General features: G+C 57.1%; 15 protein-coding genes. 12 read left to right on the top strand and 3 right to left on the bottom strand.

Annotated elements, in window-relative coordinates; genetic code table 11:
• Positions 1-12: 12 nt before the first annotated feature.
• From amiB to rlmB, 11 genes are all read left to right on the top strand, one after another.
• Entirely contained in the window at positions 13-1347 is a 1335-nt protein-coding gene (amiB, locus tag DVA44_RS21730) for an N-acetylmuramoyl-L-alanine amidase AmiB (RefSeq protein ID WP_114388107.1), read from the top strand.
• Positions 1348-1356: 9 nt separating this feature from the next.
• On the top strand, positions 1357-3204 hold the full coding sequence (mutL, locus tag DVA44_RS21725; RefSeq protein WP_114316086.1) for a DNA mismatch repair endonuclease MutL: 1848 nt from the start codon (positions 1357-1359) through the stop codon (positions 3202-3204).
• Entirely contained in the window at positions 3197-4147 is a 951-nt protein-coding gene (gene miaA / locus DVA44_RS21720) for a tRNA (adenosine(37)-N6)-dimethylallyltransferase MiaA (RefSeq protein WP_103822994.1), read from the top strand. The genes mutL and miaA overlap by 8 nt, the downstream gene beginning before the upstream one ends.
• 85 nt (positions 4148-4232) lie before the next feature.
• Positions 4233-4541 (top strand): RNA chaperone Hfq, encoded by a 309-nt coding sequence (hfq, locus tag DVA44_RS21715; RefSeq protein ID WP_032616179.1) that lies wholly within the window; start codon positions 4233-4235, stop codon positions 4539-4541.
• A 77-nt stretch (positions 4542-4618) separates the two neighbouring features.
• Complete coding sequence (hflX, locus tag DVA44_RS21710; protein WP_103177967.1) at positions 4619-5899, top strand: ribosome rescue GTPase HflX; 1281 nt, start codon at positions 4619-4621, stop codon at positions 5897-5899.
• Positions 5900-6015: 116 nt separating this feature from the next.
• Complete coding sequence (hflK, locus tag DVA44_RS21705; RefSeq protein WP_103822995.1) at positions 6016-7269, top strand: FtsH protease activity modulator HflK; 1254 nt, start codon at positions 6016-6018, stop codon at positions 7267-7269.
• A 2-nt stretch (positions 7270-7271) separates the two neighbouring features.
• Entirely contained in the window at positions 7272-8273 is a 1002-nt protein-coding gene (gene hflC / locus DVA44_RS21700) for a protease modulator HflC (protein ID WP_103822996.1), read from the top strand.
• 286 nt (positions 8274-8559) lie between these two features.
• A complete protein-coding gene (locus DVA44_RS21695) occupies positions 8560-9858 on the top strand; it encodes an adenylosuccinate synthase (protein WP_039028486.1) in 1299 nt (432 codons plus the stop codon).
• A 200-nt stretch (positions 9859-10058) separates the two neighbouring features.
• Positions 10059-10484 (top strand): nitric oxide-sensing transcriptional repressor NsrR, encoded by a 426-nt coding sequence (gene nsrR, locus DVA44_RS21690; protein ID WP_103822997.1) that lies wholly within the window; start codon positions 10059-10061, stop codon positions 10482-10484.
• Positions 10485-10522: 38 nt separating this feature from the next.
• A complete protein-coding gene (rnr, locus tag DVA44_RS21685) occupies positions 10523-12964 on the top strand; it encodes a ribonuclease R (protein WP_114316084.1) in 2442 nt (813 codons plus the stop codon).
• Positions 12965-13028: 64 nt separating this feature from the next.
• A complete protein-coding gene (rlmB, locus tag DVA44_RS21680; protein ID WP_103822999.1) occupies positions 13029-13760 on the top strand; it encodes a 23S rRNA (guanosine(2251)-2'-O)-methyltransferase RlmB in 732 nt (243 codons plus the stop codon).
• An 87-nt stretch (positions 13761-13847) separates the two neighbouring features.
• On the opposite strand, the gene DVA44_RS21675 is transcribed toward rlmB, so the two are convergent.
• Positions 13848-15137: an MFS transporter gene (locus tag DVA44_RS21675; protein ID WP_114388106.1), complete on the bottom strand. Its 1290-nt coding sequence runs from the start codon at positions 15135-15137 to the stop codon at positions 13848-13850.
• 182 nt (positions 15138-15319) lie between these two features.
• Between DVA44_RS21675 and DVA44_RS21670 the strand changes: the two genes are divergently transcribed.
• Positions 15320-16942, top strand: a complete 1623-nt coding sequence (locus tag DVA44_RS21670; protein ID WP_114388105.1) for an isovaleryl-CoA dehydrogenase — start codon at positions 15320-15322, stop codon at positions 16940-16942.
• A gap of 3 nt (positions 16943-16945) precedes the next feature.
• Here the strand turns inward: DVA44_RS21670 and DVA44_RS21665 are convergent, their stop codons facing one another.
• Entirely contained in the window at positions 16946-18871 is a 1926-nt protein-coding gene (locus tag DVA44_RS21665; RefSeq protein ID WP_114388104.1) for a methyl-accepting chemotaxis protein, read from the bottom strand.
• A 171-nt stretch (positions 18872-19042) separates the two neighbouring features.
• Positions 19043-19330, bottom strand: coding sequence for a DUF1471 family protease activator YjfN (gene yjfN / locus DVA44_RS21660; RefSeq protein ID WP_103823003.1), 288 nt, complete (start codon positions 19328-19330; stop codon positions 19043-19045).
• Positions 19331-19377 lie beyond the last annotated feature (47 nt).

The following is a 19377-nucleotide window of genomic DNA, read 5'->3' as shown; positions in this document are numbered from 1 at the left end:
AGAGATAACGGGATGATTAATCGCGTTAAAAGTTGGTTGATAGCTGCAACGGTGCTGTTTTGCGCACAGGCCGGGGCGGCAACGTTGTCCGATATTCAGGTTTCCAACGGAGACACTCAGGCCCGAATCACCTTCAGCTTTATGGGCGATCCTGAGTATGCGTTTTCGCAGGACGATAAGCGCAGCGTCGCGCTGGATATTAAACAGACCGGCGTTATCAAGGGGCTGCCGTTACAGTTCAGCGGCAACAACCTGGTGCGCAGCATTCGTTCCGGTACGCCAAAAGACGCGCAATCCCTGCGTCTGGTGGTTGATTTAACGGAGAACGGCAAGACCCGGGCGGTGAAGCAACAAAACGGCGCGAACTATATGGTGGTCTTTACCATCAACGCCGATGCACCACCGCCGCCTCCGCCGCCACCGGTCGTGGTCAAGCGGGTGGAAGAGCCTGTCGTTGCGCCGCGCCCTTCGGAGCCCGCACGAAATCCGTTTAAATCCGGCAGCGATCGTATTACCAGCGTCACCAGCAGCAACACGGTGACCCGTCCCGCGGTGCAGGCACGCCCGGCAAGCGGCGATAAAGTTATTATCGCCATCGATGCTGGACACGGTGGCGATGACCCTGGCGCCATTGGGCCGGGGGGTACGCGTGAGAAAAACGTGACCATCGCCATTGCCCGTAAGCTGCGGACCTTGCTGAACGACGACCCGATGTTTAAAGGGGTGTTGACCCGTGACGGTGACTATTTTATCTCGGTCATGGGCCGTTCAGATGTGGCGCGTCAGCAGAATGCCAATTTCTTGGTCTCAGTACATGCCGATGCGGCTCCAAACCGCAACGCGACGGGGGCATCCGTATGGGTACTTTCCAACCGTCGCGCCAACAGCGAAATGGCAAACTGGCTTGAGGAACATGAAAAGCAATCCGAGCTGTTAGGCGGGGCGGGCGACGTGCTGGCAAACAGCCAGTCGGATCCCTACCTGAGCCAGGCGGTACTGGATTTACAGTTCGGCCATTCCCAGCGTGTCGGGTATGATGTAGCGACTAACGTCCTGAATCAGCTGCAAAGTGTCGGTTCCCTGCATAAGCGCCGCCCGGAACATGCCAGCCTCGGCGTGCTGCGTTCGCCGGATATTCCGTCCATTCTTGTGGAGACGGGCTTCATCAGTAATAACGGTGAAGAGCGCCTGCTGGCCAGCGACAGCTACCAGCAGCAGATTGCCGAAGCGATTTATAAAGGCCTGCGTAAGTACTTTGATGCGCATCCGCTCCAGTCTGCCCCACAGGGCGGCGCGGGGCAGACCGCCAGCGCCATGTTACCGGGCGAGTCAACCTCGACCAATTAAGGAGCTATCATGCCGATTCAGGTTCTGCCGCCGCAGCTTGCGAACCAAATCGCCGCCGGTGAGGTGGTAGAACGACCTGCGTCGGTAGTGAAAGAGCTGGTGGAAAACAGCCTTGATGCGGGCGCCACCCGCATCGATATCGATATTGAACGCGGCGGAGCGAAGCTCATTCGGATCCGTGATAACGGCTGCGGCATCAAAAAAGAGGAGCTGGCGCTGGCGCTGGCTCGTCACGCAACCAGCAAAATCGCCTCTCTCGACGATCTCGAAGCCATTATCAGCCTCGGTTTCCGCGGCGAAGCGCTGGCCAGTATCAGCTCCGTCTCCCGCTTAACGCTCACCTCCCGCACGGCAGAACAACCGGAAGCCTGGCAGGCTTATGCCGAAGGCCGGGATATGGACGTGACGGTCAAACCTGCCGCGCATCCGGTGGGAACGACGCTGGAGGTATTGGATCTCTTCTACAACACCCCCGCGCGGCGCAAGTTTATGCGCACCGAGAAAACCGAATTTGGCCATATCGACGAGATTATTCGCCGCATTGCCCTGGCGCGCTTCGATGTCACCATCAATCTGAGCCATAACGGCAAGATGATACGCCAGTACCGCGCCGTGGCGCAGGGCGGGCAGAAGGAGCGCCGGCTGGGCGCCATCTGCGGCACGCCGTTTCTTGAAAAGGCGCTGGCCATTGAGTGGCAGCATGGCGATCTGACCCTGCGCGGCTGGGTGGCCGATCCGAAAGCGAGCAGCGCGGCTTTTGCCGAGATCCAGTATTGCTACGTGAACGGACGCATGATGCGTGACCGTCTCATCAACCATGCGATCCGCCAGGCGTGTGAAGATAAACTCGGTGCCGGCGAACAACCTGCATTTGTGCTCTATCTGGAGATCGACCCGCATCAGGTGGATGTCAATGTCCATCCGGCGAAGCATGAGGTGCGTTTTCACCAGTCCCGGCTGGTGCATGACTTCATCTACCAGGGAGTGCTGAGCGTATTGCAGCAGCAGGCCGAGCCAAACCTGCCGCTGAGTAACGTGGAGCCTGCGCCGCGTCCCATCCCGGAAAACCGTATTGCGGCGGGCAAAAACCAGTTTGCTGAACCCGCTGTCGCGCGGGAACCTGCCGCACCGCGTTTTTCGTCTGGCGGCTCAGCTCCCCGGACGTCCGGGGCGAATTATCCACATGCCCAGCCGGGCTATCAGAAGCAGGCGGGCGCGGTGTATCGCACCTTGCTGGACACCCCGGCTCCGGCACAAAAAACGGCTGAGGCCGCTCCCGCAGCCCCCGCCCTGATGGGCCATAACCAGAGTTTTGGTCGGGTGCTGACCATCATAGCACCCGATGCCGCGCTGCTTGAGCAGGACGGTCATCTGGCGCTGTTATCCCTGCCGGTTGCCGAACGCTGGCTGAAACAGGCGCAGCTGGCGCCCGGTCCTCATCAGGCCTGCGCCCAGCCGCTGTTGATCCCTGTGCGGATAAAAATCTCGCCGCAGGAGACGCAGGTGGTGCAGCGTCATCAGGCTGCCCTTGCTGAAATGGGGATCGAAATGGTGCTGGAATCGCATCATGTGACGCTTCGGGCCGTGCCTTTACCCTTACGCCAACAAAATTTACAAAACTTGATTCCTGAACTGATAGGCTACCTGGCGCAGCAGACAACGTTTGATGCCGCCAATACTGCACAGTGGATCGCCCGCCAGCTGGCCAGCGATCACCCGACGTGGAGTATGGCGCAGGCTATCACCGTGCTGGCGGAGGTCGAGCGCCTCTGTCCGCAGCTGGTGAAGGCTCCGCCGGGTGGTTTATTACAACCTGTTGATCTACAAACGGCTAAGGCCGCCCTGAAAAATGAGTGATGTAAGCAATACCCGCCTGCCTAAGGCGATATTTTTGATGGGGCCAACGGCCTCGGGTAAAACCGCGTTAGCCATTGAGTTACGTAAAGTTTTGCCAGTAGAGTTGATTAGCGTTGATTCCGCCCTTATTTATCAGGGGATGGATATTGGTACGGCAAAGCCTAACGCAGACGAGTTACGCGCGGCGCCGCACCGATTGCTGGACATCCTTGACCCTGCGCAGGCTTATTCAGCGGCTGATTTTCGTCGCGATGCGCTGGCGCATATGGCTGAGATCACAGCAGCAGGACGTATCCCGCTGCTGGTGGGCGGAACAATGCTCTATTTCAAAGCGTTACTGGAAGGGTTGTCGCCGTTACCTTCGGCAGATCCGGCCATTAGAGCAAAAATTGAGCATCAGGCAGCAGAGCAGGGATGGGGTGTACTGCATGCGCAGCTGGCAGAAATTGATCCGGTTGCGGCAGCACGTATTCATCCAAATGATCCGCAAAGGCTTTCCCGGGCACTGGAAGTTTTTTTCATTTCGGGTAAAACTTTAACGGAACTGACGCAAACGTCAGGAGAGGCTCTGCCGTATCAGGTGCATCAGTTCGCCATCGCCCCGGCGAGCCGTGAACTGCTCCATCAGCGAATTGAGCAGCGTTTTCATCAGATGTTGGCTTCAGATTTTGAAGCAGAAGTGCGGGCGCTATTTGCCCGTGGAGATTTGCATACGGATATGCCTTCCATTCGTTGTGTGGGTTATCGCCAGATGTGGTCATACATTGAAGGTGAGATTTCGCATGATGAAATGGTTTATCGAGGTATTTGCGCCACGAGACAGTTAGCGAAGCGCCAGATTACCTGGTTACGCGGTTGGGAGGGAGTTCACTGGTTAGACAGTGAAAAACCGCAACAGGCGTTACACGATGTATTACAGGTTGTTGGTGATATCGCAGACTGAATGTGTACAATTAAGCCGTATCGTGCGCAATTTTTCAGAATCGCAAGGTTCTAAGTACAAAACAAGCATATAAGGAAAAGATAGAATGGCTAAGGGGCAATCTTTACAAGATCCGTTCTTGAACGCACTGCGTCGGGAACGTGTTCCAGTTTCTATTTATTTGGTGAATGGTATTAAGCTGCAAGGTCAGATTGAGTCTTTCGATCAGTTCGTGATCCTGTTGAAAAACACGGTCAGCCAGATGGTTTATAAGCACGCGATTTCTACTGTTGTTCCGTCTCGCCCGGTATCTCATCACAGCAATAACGCTGGCGGCGGTTCCAGTAACTACCATCATGGCAGCAACGCGCAGGGTTCTTCTGCGCCTGCGCAGGACAGCGAAGAGACCGAATAAGGTTACTGGCTGTTATTTCCATATCGGGGAGCCAGATTTTCTGCGTTCCCCGCTGATCTTTTTTGAGAGGTTTACGCTTGTTTGACCGTTACGATGCCGGTGAGCAGGCGGTGCTGGTACACATCTATTTTTCGCAAGACAAAGATATGGAAGATCTCCAGGAGTTTGAATCTCTGGTCTCTTCCGCCGGTGTCGAAGCAATGCAGGTGATTACCGGTAGCCGTAAAGCGCCGCACCCAAAGTTTTTTGTTGGTGAAGGTAAAGCAGTAGAGATTGCGGATGCCGTTAAAGCGACTGGCGCATCGGTCGTGCTGTTTGATCACGCCCTGACACCGGCCCAGGAACGCAACCTAGAACGTCTGTGCGAATGTCGTGTTATCGATCGGACGGGTTTGATTTTAGACATTTTTGCCCAACGTGCACGTACCCATGAAGGGAAATTGCAGGTTGAGCTGGCGCAGTTGCGCCATCTGGCGACGCGCCTGGTGCGTGGCTGGACACACCTTGAACGACAAAAGGGCGGGATTGGTTTGCGCGGCCCGGGTGAAACCCAGCTCGAAACCGACCGTCGCTTGCTGCGTGGCCGTATTACCCAGATCCTCTCACGGCTGGAAAAAGTTGAGAAGCAACGTGAGCAGGGGCGCCGCTCCCGACAGAAAGCCGACATCCCGACGGTGTCGCTGGTTGGTTATACCAACGCCGGTAAATCCACCCTGTTTAACCAGATTACTGAGGCCCAGGTTTACGCCGCAGACCAGCTGTTTGCGACCCTGGATCCGACGCTGCGCCGCATTGATGTGACGGATGTCGGTGAAACCGTGCTGGCGGATACCGTTGGGTTTATCCGTCATCTGCCGCACGATCTGGTGGCCGCGTTTAAAGCCACCCTGCAGGAGACCCGTCAGGCGACGTTGCTGTTGCACGTTATCGACGCTGCGGATGTACGCGTACAGGAAAATATTGATGCAGTGAATATCGTGCTGGAAGAGATTGATGCCCACGAGATCCCGACGCTGCTGGTGATGAACAAGATCGATATGCTGGATAATTTCGAACCGCGTATCGACAGGGATGAAGAGAACATACCGATTCGGGTCTGGCTTTCTGCGCAGACCGGTGTCGGTGTACCACTGCTTTTCCAGGCTTTAACAGAACGTCTTTCCGGTGAAGTGGCTCAGCACACGCTGCGTCTGCCACCCGAGGAAGGCAGACTGCGCAGCCGTTTTTATCAGCTTCAGGCGATAGAAAAAGAGTGGATGGAGGATGACGGCAGCGTGGGGTTGCAGGTGCGTATGCCAATCGTCGACTGGCGTCGCCTCTGTAAACAAGAACCTGCGCTGGTCGACTACGTCGTCTGACCGGAAAGGAGATGCCTGAAGGATTTTGCCCTTTGGGATACCCGAACCGCTGCGAATGCTCCGGCATGCCAGGCGTTTGAGGGTATATCACCGCATAACAAATATGGAGCACATACATGGCGTGGAATCAGCCCGGTAATAACGGACAAGACCGCGACCCGTGGGGGAGCAGCAATAATCAAGGCGGCAACTCCGGGGGAAATGGCAACAAAGGTGGTCGCGAGCAGGGGCCACCCGATCTGGATGATATCTTCCGCAAGCTGAGCAAAAAGCTGGGCGGACTCGGCGGTGGTAAAGGCACTGGCGGCGGTACTGGCCAGGGGCCGCGTCCTCATATGGGCGGTCGTGTGGTGGGCATTGTTGCCGCAGCGGCGGTGATTATCTGGGCAGCCAGCGGGTTCTACACAATCAAAGAAGCAGAGCGCGGTGTTGTCACCCGTTTCGGCAAATTCAGCCATCTGGTTGAGCCGGGCCTGAACTGGAAACCGACCTTTATCGATGACGTCACGGCGGTGAACGTTGAATCGGTACGCGAACTGGCGGCATCCGGCGTGATGCTGACGTCAGACGAAAACGTGGTGCGCGTTGAGATGAACGTGCAGTATCGCGTGACCGATCCTGAACGTTACCTCTTTAGCGTGACCAGCGCCGATGACAGCCTGCGTCAGGCGACCGACAGCGCCCTGCGTGGCGTGATCGGTAAATACACCATGGACCGCATTCTGACCGAAGGTCGTACCGTTATTCGTAGCGATACCCAGCGTGAGCTGGAAGAGACCATTCGTCCGTATAACATGGGTATCACCCTGCTGGACGTCAACTTCCAGGCTGCTCGTCCGCCGGAAGAGGTCAAAGCGGCGTTTGACGATGCGATTGCTGCCCGTGAAAACGAACAGCAGTACATCCGTGAGGCAGAAGCCTACACCAACGAAGTTCAGCCGCGTGCGAACGGTCAGGCACAGCGTATTCTGGAAGAGGCGCGAGCCTATAAGACCCAGACCGTGCTGGAAGCCCAGGGTGAGGTGGCTCGCTTTGCGAAAATCCTGCCGGAATATAAAGCTGCGCCGGAAATTACCCGTGAACGTCTCTATATCGAAACCATGGAGAAAGTGCTGAGCCACACCCGTAAGGTACTGGTCAATGACAGCAAAGGTGGCAACCTGATGGTTCTGCCGCTGGATCAGATGCTGAAAGGCACCAGTGCCGCGGGCGCAAAGAACGACAGTGGGGCGAATAACCTGCTGCGTCTGCCGCCTGCGTCTACCGGTAACGCCAGCGCAAACACCCGCTCTTCTTCAAGCGATGGTGACATCATGGACCAACGCCGCGCCAACGCGCAGCGTAACGACTACCAGCGTCAGGGGGAATAACGATGCGTAAGTCAGTAATTGCGATCATTATTATCGTGCTGGTTGTGCTTTACACCTCAATTTTTGTGGTTAAAGAGGGCGAGCGTGGGATTAAATTCCAGTTCAGCAGCGTCGTGCGTGACAGCGACAAGCGTCCGGTCATTTATGAGCCAGGCCTGCACTTCAAAGTGCCGTTTATTCAGTCAGTGAAAACGCTTGATGCGCGTATCCAGACGATGGATAACCAGGCCGACCGTTTCGTGACCAAAGAGAAAAAAGACCTGATCGTTGACTCCTATATCAAGTGGCGTATCAGCGACTTCAGCCGTTACTTCCTGGCAACGGGCGGCGGCGACGTCTCTCAGGCCGAAGTGCTGCTGAAACGTAAGTTCTCTGACCGTCTGCGTTCTGAAATTGGTCGTCTGGATGTGCGGGATATCGTAACCGACTCCCGCGGTCGTCTGACCTCTGAAGTACGCGATGCGCTGAACTCCGGTTCCGCCGGCACGGAAGATGAAGTGACAACTCCGGCGGCTGACGATGCCATCGCCAAAGCGGCTGAACGCGTTCAGGCTGAAACCAACGGTAAAGTGGCGGTTATCAACCCGAACAGTATGGCGGCATTGGGTATCGAAGTGGTTGACGTGCGTATCAAGCAGATCAACCTGCCAACGGAAGTCTCTGAGGCGATCTACAACCGTATGCGTGCCGAGCGTGAAGCGGTAGCCCGTCGTCATCGTTCACAGGGTCAGGAAGAGGCTGAAAAGCTGCGTGCAACCGCAGACTATGAAGTGACCAAAACCCTGGCAGAAGCGGAGCGTCAGGGCCGTATCCTGCGCGGTGAAGGTGATGCCGAAGCGGCGAAGCTGTTTGCGGATGCCTTCAGCCAGGATCCAGACTTCTATGCCTTTATCCGTAGCCTGCGTGCCTATGAGAGCAGCTTCCAGAGCAATCAGGACGTTATGGTTCTCAGCCCGGACAGCGATTTCTTCCGCTATATGAAGTCACCGGAAGCCAGTCGCTGATTTCACGGCTTCAAAAAGCGAATGGCGCCCCTCAGGGGCGCCATTTTTTTTGTTCGTTACAGCCGATTTACTGGAGATGAACGAAAAGCGCTAATTCCTTCGGCATAGCGGTAAGTGAAATTGCCGCACCGCTTGTGATGAGAATTGGCCCATCACACAAGATATTGAGGTAATCGTTTAACTGGCGAGGAAGGCATCAATTTCGCCGAAATTTGTATACAAAAAAAGCTGAACATCATCAAAACCGATGGTAGAATCCATTTTTAAGCAATCGGTGATTTTGAAAATGGGTAACAACGTCGTCGTACTGGGCACCCAATGGGGTGACGAAGGTAAAGGGAAGATCGTCGATCTTCTGACTGAGCGTGCTAAATTTGTTGTACGCTATCAGGGTGGTCACAACGCAGGCCATACTCTCGTAATCAACGGTGAAAAAACCGTCCTCCATCTTATTCCATCAGGCATTCTTCGTGACAATGTGACCAGCATCATCGGTAACGGTGTTGTGCTGTCTCCTGCTGCGCTGATGAAAGAGATGAAAGGCCTGGAAGACCGTGGCATCCCGGTTCGCGAGCGTCTGCTGCTCTCCGAAGCCTGTCCGCTGATCCTCGACTACCACGTTGCGCTGGATCTGGCGCGTGAAAAAGCACGCGGCGCGAAAGCAATCGGCACCACCGGCCGTGGTATCGGCCCGGCTTACGAAGATAAAGTCGCTCGTCGCGGTCTGCGCGTTGGCGACCTGTTCGATAAAGCCACCTTTGCTGAAAAACTGAAAGAAGTGATGGAATATCACAACTTCCAGCTGGTGAATTTCTACAAAGTTGACGCCGTTGACTACCAGAAAGTGCTGGATGACGTCATGGCGATCGCTGACATCCTGACCGGTATGGTTGTTGATGTCTCCGATCTGCTGGACCAGGCGCGCAAGCGTGGCGATTTCGTCATGTTCGAAGGTGCGCAGGGTACACTGCTGGATATCGACCACGGTACCTATCCGTACGTAACCTCTTCCAACACCACCGCAGGTGGCGTGGCAACTGGCTCTGGCCTGGGTCCACGTTATGTGGATTACGTTCTGGGTATCATCAAGGCTTACTCCACTCGTGTGGGTGCGGGTCCGTTCCCGACCGAACTGTTTGATGAAACCGGCGAGTTCCTCTGCAAGCAAGGTAATGAGTTTGGCGCGACCACCGGTCGTCGTCGTCGTACCGGCTGGCTGGATGCGGTTGCTGTGCGCCGTGCGGTGCAGATCAACTCCCTGTCTGGCTTCTGCCTGACCAAGCTGGACGTCCTGGACGGTCTGAAAGAAGTGAAAATCTGTGTTGCCTACCGTATGCCGGATGGCCGTGAAGTGACCACCACTCCGCTGGCTGCTGACGACTGGCAGGGCATCGAGCCGATCTACGAAACCATGCCGGGCTGGTCTGAAACCACCTTCGGCGTGAAAGAACGTAGCGGCCTGCCACAGGCAGCGCTGGATTACATCCAGCGTATTGAAGAGCTGACCGGTGTGCCGATTGATATCATCTCTACCGGCCCGGATCGTTCTGAAACCATGATCCTGCGCGACCCGTTCGACGCATAATGATGGTTTCGCCCGGCGGCGCTACGCTTGCCGGGCCTACAACACCCATACAGGCCGGAAAGCCATGCGCATCCGGCTTTTTCGTTCTCCTTTCCCCCTTTCAGTTTAAATAAATTCGCCGTTGACTATCTGGCTGGTTTATCATCATTAATGAATATCTCTGCGGATATACCGCGTTTTACCCTTTTCCTGAGGTTGATGTGCAGTTAACAAGTTTCACCGATTACGGATTGCGTGCGCTGATTTACATGGCGTCGTTGCCCGCTGGACAGATGACCAGTATCTCTGAGGTGACAGAGGTCTACGGTGTGTCCCGTAATCATATGGTCAAAATAATCAATCAACTTAGCCGAGCCGGATACGTTGCTGCCGTCCGCGGGAAAAATGGCGGCATCCGCCTCGGTAAACCGGCACAGAGTATTCGTGTTGGTGATGTGGTGCGCGAACTGGAGCCATTGTCTCTGGTGAACTGCAGCAGCGAGTTCTGCCACATTACCCCCGCCTGTCGACTGAAACAGGCGCTTTCAAAGGCTGTGCAAAGTTTTCTCATGGAGCTGGATAACTACACGCTGGCCGATTTGGTTGAAGAGAATCAACCGCTGTATAAATTATTGCTGGTGGAATGAAGAAAACGTCCACCGGAGATGACAACGGAGGAACCGCTATGTCACAAGATCCTTTCCAGGAACGCGAAGCCGAAAAATACGCGAACCCTATCCCCAGCCGCGAGTTCATCATTGAACACCTCACAAAACGCGAAAAACCTGCCAACCGTGAAGAACTTGCCGTTGAACTGAACATTGAAGGCGAAGAGCAAATTGAAGCCCTTCGCCGCCGCCTTCGCGCGATGGAGCGCGACGGACAACTCGTCTTTACCCGCCGTCAATGCTATGCCCTACCGGAGCGTCTCGATCTGCTGAAAGGCATGGTGATTGGCCACCGTGATGGTTATGGCTTCCTGCGCGTCGAAGGCCGCAAAGATGACCTCTACCTCTCATCTGAACAGATGAAAATGTGCATTCACGGTGACCAGATCCTGGCCCAGCCGCTGGGTGCAGACCGCAAAGGGCGTCGTGAAGCGCGCGTTGTGCGTGTGCTGGTGCCAAAAACCAGCCAGATCGTGGGCCGCTACTTCACCGATGCCGGCGTAGGTTTTGTGGTGCCGGATGACAGTCGCCTGAGCTTTGACATCCTCATTCCGCCTGAAGAGGTAATGGGCGCGCGGATGGGCTTTGTGGTGGTGGTTGAGCTGACTCAGCGTCCAACCCGTCGTACCAAAGCGGTCGGTAAGATTGTGGAAGTGCTGGGCGATAACATGGGCACCGGCATGGCCGTGGATATGGCACTGCGCACCCATGAAATCCCCCATGTCTGGCCAAAAGCCGTTGAAGAGCAGGTTGAAGGACTGAAAGAGCAGGTGCCGGAATCGGCAAAAGCGGGCCGCGTGGATCTGCGCAGCCTGCCGCTGGTCACCATTGATGGCGAAGACGCCCGTGACTTTGATGACGCCGTCTACTGTGAGAAAAAACGCGGCGGCGGCTGGCGTCTCTGGGTAGCGATTGCCGATGTGAGCTATTACGTTCGTACTGGCACCCCACTGGATGGCGAAGCGCGTAACCGTGGCACCTCGGTCTACTTCCCGTCCCAGGTTGTACCGATGCTGCCGGAAGTGCTCTCCAACGGCCTGTGCTCGCTTAACCCGCAGGTTGACCGTCTCTGCATGGTTTGTGAAATGACCATCTCCAGCAAGGGGCGTTTAACCGGCTACAAATTCTATGAAGCGGTGATGAGTTCACATGCGCGCCTGACCTATACCAAAGTGTGGCATATGCTGCAGGGTGATCGGGATCTGCGTGAACAGTACGCTCCGCTGGTGAAGCACATCGAAGAGCTGCATAACCTCTATAAAGTGCTGGAGCAGGCGCGTGAAGAGCGCGGCGGCATCTCATTTGAGAGTGAAGAGGCGAAGTTCATCTTTAACGCTGAGCGTCGCATCGAGCGTATCGAACAGACCCAGCGTAACGATGCCCACAAGCTGATTGAAGAGTGCATGATCCTGGCGAACATCTCCGCGGCACGCTTCGTTGAGAAAGCCAAAGAGCCCGCGCTGTTCCGTATCCACGATAAACCGACCACCGAGGCCATCACCTCTTTCCGTACCGTACTGGCGGAGCTGGGTCTTGAGCTGCCGGGGGGCAACAAGCCAGAGCCGCGCGATTACGCCGAGCTGCTGGAATCGATTAGCGATCGCCCTGACGCGGAAATGCTGCAAACCATGCTGCTGCGCTCCATGAAGCAGGCGATTTACGATCCTGAGAACCGCGGCCACTTTGGTCTGGCATTGCAGTCTTATGCGCATTTTACCTCGCCGATCCGCCGTTATCCGGATCTGTCACTGCACCGTGCCATTAAGTATCTGCTGGCACATGAGCAGGGCCACAAAGGCAACACGACCGAAACCGGGGGTTATCACTACTCCATGGAAGAGGTGCTGCAGCTGGGCCAACACTGTTCCATGACCGAACGCCGCGCCGATGAAGCGACGCGTGACGTGGCGGACTGGCTGAAGTGCGACTTCATGCTGGATCAGGTAGGTAACGTCTTTAAAGGCGTGATTGCCAGCGTCACCGGCTTTGGCTTCTTTGTACGCCTTGATGAACTGTTTATCGATGGTCTGGTGCATGTCTCATCCCTGGACAACGACTACTACCGTTACGATCAGGTTGGGCAGCGTCTGACCGGCGAGTCCAGCGGCCAGACCTACCGTCTGGGCGATCGTGTGGAAGTGAAGGTCGAAGCCGTCAACATGGACGAGCGTAAGATTGATTTCAGCCTGATCTCCAGCGAACGCGCGCCACGTAACGTGGGTAAAACCGCGCGGGATAATGCGAAGAGAGGGGCCGCCGGAAAAACCAGCGGCAAACGCCGTCAGGCCGGTAAGCGGGTAAACTTCGAGCCGGACAGCGCCTTCCGTGGCGAGAAAAAACAGAAGTCGAAGGCCGCGAAGAAAGAGGCCAGAGCCGCCAAAAAACCGTCGGCCAAAACCCAAAAAATAGCTGCGGCGACCAAAGCGAAGCGCGCGGCAAAGAAAAAAGTGGCGGAGTAATTCTCCCCTGACCTTGATCCTCTCCCGAAAGGGAGAGGTGAACAGTAATTAATGAGAACCATCAATGAGTGAAATGATTTACGGCATCCACGCGGTGCAGGCCCTGCTGGAGCGCGCACCGGAGCGTTTTCAGGAAGTCTTTATTCTGAAAGGGCGTGAAGATAAACGCCTGATGCCGCTGATCCATGCCCTGGAAGCGCAGGGCGTGGTGATCCAGCTGGCGAACCGTCAGTACCTGGATGAGAAAAGCGAAGGGGCAGTGCACCAGGGCATCATCGCCCGCGTGAAGCCGGGCCGCCAGTATCAGGAGAACGATCTGCCGGATCTGATCGCCGCGCTGGAAAACCCGTTCTTCCTGATCCTCGACGGCGTGACCGATCCGCACAACCTCGGTGCCTGCCTGCGTAGCGCCGATGCGGCGGGCGTCCATGCGGTGATCGTGCCAAAAGATCGCTCCGCGCAGCTCAACGCGACGGCCAAAAAAGTGGCCTGCGGCGCGGCGGAGAACGTGCCGCTGATCCGCGTGACCAACCTGGCGCGCACCATGCGTCAGTTACAGGAAGAGAATATCTGGATCGTCGGTACTGCAGGTGAAGCAGACCACACCCTGTTCCAGAGCAAAATGACAGGTCGTCTGGCGCTGGTGATGGGTGCCGAAGGTGAAGGCATGCGTCGTCTGACGCGCGAGCATTGCGACGAGCTGATCAGCATTCCGATGGCGGGCAGCGTCTCGTCCCTGAACGTTTCCGTAGCAACCGGCATCTGCCTGTTCGAAGCGGTACGCCAGCGCGGGTAGTCTGTTGTGCCCGGTGGCGCTGCGCTTACCGGGCCTACGGTCCGTGCTGTTGTAGGCCGGGTAAGGCGAAGCCGCCACCCGGCAGTATCACTCCTCCAGCGACCGCAAGTGGTCATCCTTCTTAAGCGTCATTAGCGCCACAATACTTACCACCGCCGTGACCATCACGTAATACGCCGGAATATCCAGGTTCCCCGTCTCTTTTATCAGCCCGGTAATGATTAGCCCCGCACAGCCCGAGAAGATGGCGTTCGACAGCGAATAGGCCAGCCCCAGTCCGGTATAGCGCACCCTTGTCGGGAACATCTCTGACAGCATGGCCGGGCCCGGCCCTGCCAGCATCCCCACCAGGCCACCGGCAATTAGCACCACTATCGCTTTCACCGCCAGGGTGCTGGACTCCGCCTGCAAAATTTTCAGCAACGGCAGGGCGAGGATCAGCAGCAGCGCGGCGGCGATAACCATCACCGTCCGGCGTCCGATGCGGTCGCTGAGGATCCCCGATGGGATAATGGTCAGCGCAAAACCGATATTGGAGATCACCGCAATCAGCAGCGCCTGGTTAAAGCCGGTATGCAGCGCCGATTGCAGGTAGGCGGGCATGATCACCAGATAGGTATACCCTGCGGCAGACCACACCATCACCCGGCCAATTCCCATCCCGATGGCTTTCAGCGTGTCGCTGGTGCGCGCCTTCACGGCCACCGGTTTGGTTTGTTGCTTCACGAAGCTGGGCGTCTCTTCCATGCTCACCCGCAGCCATAAAGCGACGGCCCCCAGCGGCAGGGCGATAAAGAAGGGAATGCGCCAGCCCCAGTCGTGCAGGGCTTCTGGCGTTAGCAGCGCGGAGAGCAGCGCCACGATGCCCGCGCCGGCCAGCAGGCCCAGCGCTACGGTAAAGGACTGCCAGGCGCCGTAGAGCCCGCGCTTGCCGCGCGGGGCGAACTCGGTCATCAGCGACACCGCGCCGCCATACTCTCCCCCGGCGAAAAGTCCCTGCAGGATCCGCAGGCCGGTGATGATGAGCGGGGCGGCAATGCCGATGCTGGCATAGACCGGCACGATGCCGATTGCCGCGGTTGCCAGGGTCATCATCACCAGCACGATAATGAGCGTGGGTTTGCGGCCGATGCGATCGCCAATCCGGCCAAAGACGATGGCCCCCAGCGGACGAAAGAAGAAGGCGATAGCGAAAGAGGCGTAGGTGAGGATCAGGCTGGTCAGTCCCGCTTCCCCGCTGAGCTGAAAGAAGTTTTTCGCAATCACGGTGGCGAGAAAACCGTATACCGCAAATTCGTACCATTCGATGAAATTACCAATTGAGCCAGCAATTAAAGCGCGCTTATGGGCATCCGGCGCCCGTTGAGTGGTTTGCATCGTCATCTCTCCATGAGGGTAAGAATAAATTATTCACCATAACAAACGATAAGAAATTTATTATTCGTTCATTGTGTGACCAGATTCACGCTTGAGGGTGGCGATATTGTGTGCCCGCTGTTGTGCAGCGCCTGCCCGGTTTGTCCATACTTATTCCATTGCCATAGAAGGAGGGATACGTTATGCACTGGCAGACGCACACTGTTTTTAATCAGCCTGCGCCACTCACCAACAGCAACCTGTTTCTTTCCAATCGCGCGCTGTGTGAAGCGGTCAATCGTGAAGGTGCCGACTGGGACGCTGAGCTGCTCGCCAGCATCGGTCAACAGCTGGGTACGGCAGAATCCCTGGAGCTTGGCCGCCTGGCCAACGCCAATCCCCCTGAACTGCTGCGCTATGATGCCAGCGGAACCCGGCTGGATGATGTGCGCTTCCATCCCGCCTGGCACCTGCTGATGCAGGGGCTTTGTGCCAACCGGGTCCATAACCTGGCGTGGGAAGAGGAGGCGCGAAAAGGGGCCTTCGTGGCCCGGGCGGCACGGTTTATCCTCCATGCGCAGGTTGAGGCCGGCACGCTTTGCCCCATCACCATGACCCACGCCGCCACGCCGCTTTTGCAGCAGGCGCTACCGCGCGCGTTTCACGACTGGCTGACGCCGCTCCTCAGCGACCGGTATGACTCCCATCTGGCACCGGGCAATCAGAAGCGGGGTCTGTTAATTGGCATGGGGATGACGGAGAAGCAGGGCGGCTCGGATGTTCTCAGCAACACCACCCGGGCAGAACGCTGCGGCGACGGGAGTTATCGGCTGGTGGGGCATAAATGGTTTTTCTCGGTGCCGCAAAGCGATGCCCACCTGGTGCTGGCGCAGGCCAAAGGTGGCCTGTCATGCTTCTTCGTCCCCCGTTTCCTGCCTGATGGGCTGCGCAATGCCGTGCATCTGGAGCGCCTGAAAGAGAAGCTGGGCAACCGCTCGAACGCCAGCAGCGAAGCCGAGTTCCTCGATGCCACCGGCTGGCTGTTGGGTGAAGAGGGGGAAGGGGTGCGCCAGATCCTGAAGATGGGCGGCCTCACTCGATTCGACTGCGTACTCGGCAGCCACGGCCTGATGCGCCGGGCCTTCTCGGTCGCGCTGTACCACGCCCACCAGCGGCAGACTTTTGGCAAAAACCTGATCGACCAGCCGCTGATGCGCGATGTGTTAAGCCGCATGGCGCTCCAGCTGGAGGGGCAGACGGCGCTGCTGTTCCGCCTGGCGCGGGCCTGGGATCGCCGGGGTAACGAGCTGGAGGCGCTCTGGGCGCGGCTGTTTACCCCGGCGACGAAGCTGGCGATCTGCAAAGCGGGGATACCCTTCGTCGCCGAAGCGATGGAGGTTCTTGGCGGCATTGGCTATTGCGAAGAGAGCGAACTGCCGCGCCTGTACCGTGAGATGCCGGTCAACAGCATCTGGGAAGGCTCGGGCAATATCATGGGGCTGGACGTGCTGCGGGTGCTGGCGAAACAGCCTGGCGTGGTCGATCTGCTTGCGGCGGATTTTGCCGAGGTTAAAGGTCAGGATCGTCATTTCGATCGCAGCTGGCGCCAGCTCCAGCAAAAACTGCGTAAACCGCAGGAGGCGCAGGGCAGGGAGATCGCCCGGCAGATTTACCTGCTGGGCGCAGGGGCGCAGATGCTGCGCCATGCTTCTCCGCCGCTGGCGCAGGCCTGGTGCCGTGAAATGCTCGACGCCCGTGGCCGATCGTTGCTCAGCGAGCAGGTGCAGGACGACCTGCTGCTGCGCGCCACGGGCGGCGTGGCCTGATCCTTACAGGCGGAACAGGCTGACCAGCTCGGTCAGGTGCGAACCCTTCTCCCGCAGGGTTTGCGCCGTCTGTTCGCTGCGTGAGACGCGGTCGGCGTTGATATGCGACGCTTCGCCGATATGGGTCATCGCCAGGTTCACCTGACCAATACCCGCCGACTGCTCGTGAGAGGCATGGTTAATCTCGGTTACCAGCGCCTTGATGTTATCGATGTGCGCGATGATGCTCTCCATCGCCTGGCGGGTCTGCTCCGACAGGGCGTGGCCTTCGCTCACCTTGCTGAGCGTATCGCCAATCAGCTGCTCAATCTCCTTCACCGCATTGGCGCTGCGCGCTGCGAGGGCGCGGACCTCCTGGGCTACCACGGCGAAGCCTTTACCATGCTCGCCCGCCCGGGCGGCTTCGACGGCGGCGTTGAGCGCCAGAATATTGGTCTGGAAGGCGATACCTTCAATCACCCGGGTGATGGCTTCGATACGTTTTGATGCTTCGCGAATATCATCCATGGTGGAGACAGCATTGCTGACGGTCTCCCCACCCTGATGCACCGCCCGGGAGGTTTCGCCGACCAGCTGCTGGGTCTGCTCCATATTGGCGGCGTTCTGCTGCACGGTGGCCGCCAGCTGCTCCATACTGGCGGACGTCTCCTCCACGCTGCTGGCCTGCTTGTTGATCTGCTCGGAGATCTCGCCGGTATCCGCCGCCAGGGCGTTGGTGCCCAGATGGATATCGCCCGCAGCTTCCCGCACCTGCAGCACGATTTTTTGCAGCCCGCCGCCAATGCCGTTGATGGCACCGATCAGCTGACCCACCTCATCCTGACGGGTAGCAGGCAGGGTGGCACGCAGATCGCCTGCGGCATACTGTTCGGCCAGGCCAATCACATCGCGCAGCGGGCGCGTGAGCCAGCGGCGGATAATAAACACGAACAGCATGGCAAAGAGCGCGGAAAGCGCCACGCCCGCCAGCAGGAAGCGGTCGCGCATGCTGGTCACATCAGCCAGCAGTACGGTTTTATCCACCTCGCCCACAATCGTCCAGTTCCAGCCCGGTAGCGGTGTCCAGGCCATGATCAACGTGCGACCATCGGCGCTCTGGCGCTCCAGTGTGCCGGATTGATCCCCCAGCAGCTGTTGCTGAACGGTGTTATCCCACTTCGGCAGCTCTCCCTCTTCTGCGCTATGGAACAGGTACTGGCCGTGGTTCTTGCCGTTACTGCGGTTCAGCACAAAGAAGTGGCCGCTCTCACCCAGACGGCGGCTAAGGATCTTCTCGCGCATGACGTTCCATGAGTGGGTAATGTCTACCCCAACGAAGATAATGGCGATCACCTGACCGCCCGCATCTTTTACCGGCTGGTACTGGGTGATATAGCGCTTACCGAACAGCAGGGCGAGGCCGCGATAGACCTCACCTTTGTTGACCACTACCCATGCCGGGCTGGCATGGTCGAGTACCGTACCGATGGCCCGGTCGCCGTTCTCTTTACGCAGCGAGGTCGCCACGCGGACAAAATCGTCGCCACTACGGACAAAGAGCGTAGAGATCGCGCCGGTGCGATTCAGAAAATCATCGGGGGTGGTGTTGTTCTCATGGAGTTCCGTATCGCCGCCTTTTAGCAGGGGGACGCTCTGGCCGTTGATGACGCGGCTCTGGCTGGCATCAATACTCAGCGGCTGCGGCAAAAAGGTGGTGAACAGGCGGGTGTAACTTTCTACCTCTTCGGTGAGGCTGGTATTGAACATCTGCACCATATCCACCACACCGGTGGACTGGTTATGAAGGTCTTCTACGGCCAGCGATTCAAGTTTTTGACTGGCGTTGTAGCTCAGGAGAAAAGTGAAAAGTAAAAAGAGAGTGGCGACACTCAAGCCGGTAAGCAGCGATAGCTTTGTGCCCAGACCTGCACGGCGGAAAAAGTTGATCATAAATTGCTCATTGTTAAAAAGGTATCGCTTTTCAACGGCAGAGCGGGGATAACATTTATTGGCTTTATGTAACAAAATGTTACAAAGATATCTCAGAGGAGTTATGGCAAGGATAATAGAATTGTAAAGATTAAAAAGCCACTCTTTTTTAGTGGCTTTTCTTGACGACTTTCAGACGTAAAGAATGGCCTGCGCTCGCCAGCGATCGACATGGCTCTCTTCCTGCATTTTTATGATGCGATACCACGAGGCACCCTGCTCATCGGCTTTCAGCGCAATCATGCGCTCTACGTCCTGCGGGCTCCCTGAGATATCACTCACGGAGATCAATCCAATTTCATTTAAACCCGTCACACAATCAGCGCTGGCAAATTCAGCTGACTGTGCTGCCGTACTCACCAGACCGGCTGAGAGTAACAGTGTGGTCAAAGCAAGAGATCGTTTCATCGTCAGCTCCATTTTACGTGTCCCCGGTATCCGCCGGGCAATCCTTCGCTAATAAACTC

The sequence above is a fragment of the Leclercia sp. W17 genome (genome assembly GCF_003336325.1).
Lineage (GTDB): Bacteria > Pseudomonadota > Gammaproteobacteria > Enterobacterales > Enterobacteriaceae > Enterobacter.
This window is presented reverse-complemented; position numbering and strand designations above follow the sequence as displayed.

What these genes read in the sequence shown, in the direction of transcription:
- amiB (WP_114388107.1), top strand. Translation starts at nt 13, where the DNA reads ATGATTAATCGCGTTAAAAGTTGGTTGATAGCTGCAACGGTGCTGTTT.
- mutL (WP_114316086.1), top strand. Translation starts at nt 1,357, where the DNA reads ATGCCGATTCAGGTTCTGCCGCCGCAGCTTGCGAACCAAATCGCCGCC.
- miaA (WP_103822994.1), top strand. Translation starts at nt 3,197, where the DNA reads ATGAGTGATGTAAGCAATACCCGCCTGCCTAAGGCGATATTTTTGATG.
- hfq (WP_032616179.1), top strand. Translation starts at nt 4,233, where the DNA reads ATGGCTAAGGGGCAATCTTTACAAGATCCGTTCTTGAACGCACTGCGT.
- hflK (WP_103822995.1), top strand. Translation starts at nt 6,016, where the DNA reads ATGGCGTGGAATCAGCCCGGTAATAACGGACAAGACCGCGACCCGTGG.
- hflC (WP_103822996.1), top strand. Translation starts at nt 7,272, where the DNA reads ATGCGTAAGTCAGTAATTGCGATCATTATTATCGTGCTGGTTGTGCTT.
- DVA44_RS21695 (WP_039028486.1), top strand. Translation starts at nt 8,560, where the DNA reads ATGGGTAACAACGTCGTCGTACTGGGCACCCAATGGGGTGACGAAGGT.
- rnr (WP_114316084.1), top strand. Translation starts at nt 10,523, where the DNA reads ATGTCACAAGATCCTTTCCAGGAACGCGAAGCCGAAAAATACGCGAAC.
- rlmB (WP_103822999.1), top strand. Translation starts at nt 13,029, where the DNA reads ATGAGTGAAATGATTTACGGCATCCACGCGGTGCAGGCCCTGCTGGAG.
- DVA44_RS21675 (WP_114388106.1), bottom strand. Translation starts at nt 15,137, where the DNA reads ATGCAAACCACTCAACGGGCGCCGGATGCCCATAAGCGCGCTTTAATT.
- DVA44_RS21670 (WP_114388105.1), top strand. Translation starts at nt 15,320, where the DNA reads ATGCACTGGCAGACGCACACTGTTTTTAATCAGCCTGCGCCACTCACC.
- DVA44_RS21665 (WP_114388104.1), bottom strand. Translation starts at nt 18,871, where the DNA reads ATGATCAACTTTTTCCGCCGTGCAGGTCTGGGCACAAAGCTATCGCTG.
- yjfN (WP_103823003.1), bottom strand. Translation starts at nt 19,330, where the DNA reads ATGGAGCTGACGATGAAACGATCTCTTGCTTTGACCACACTGTTACTC.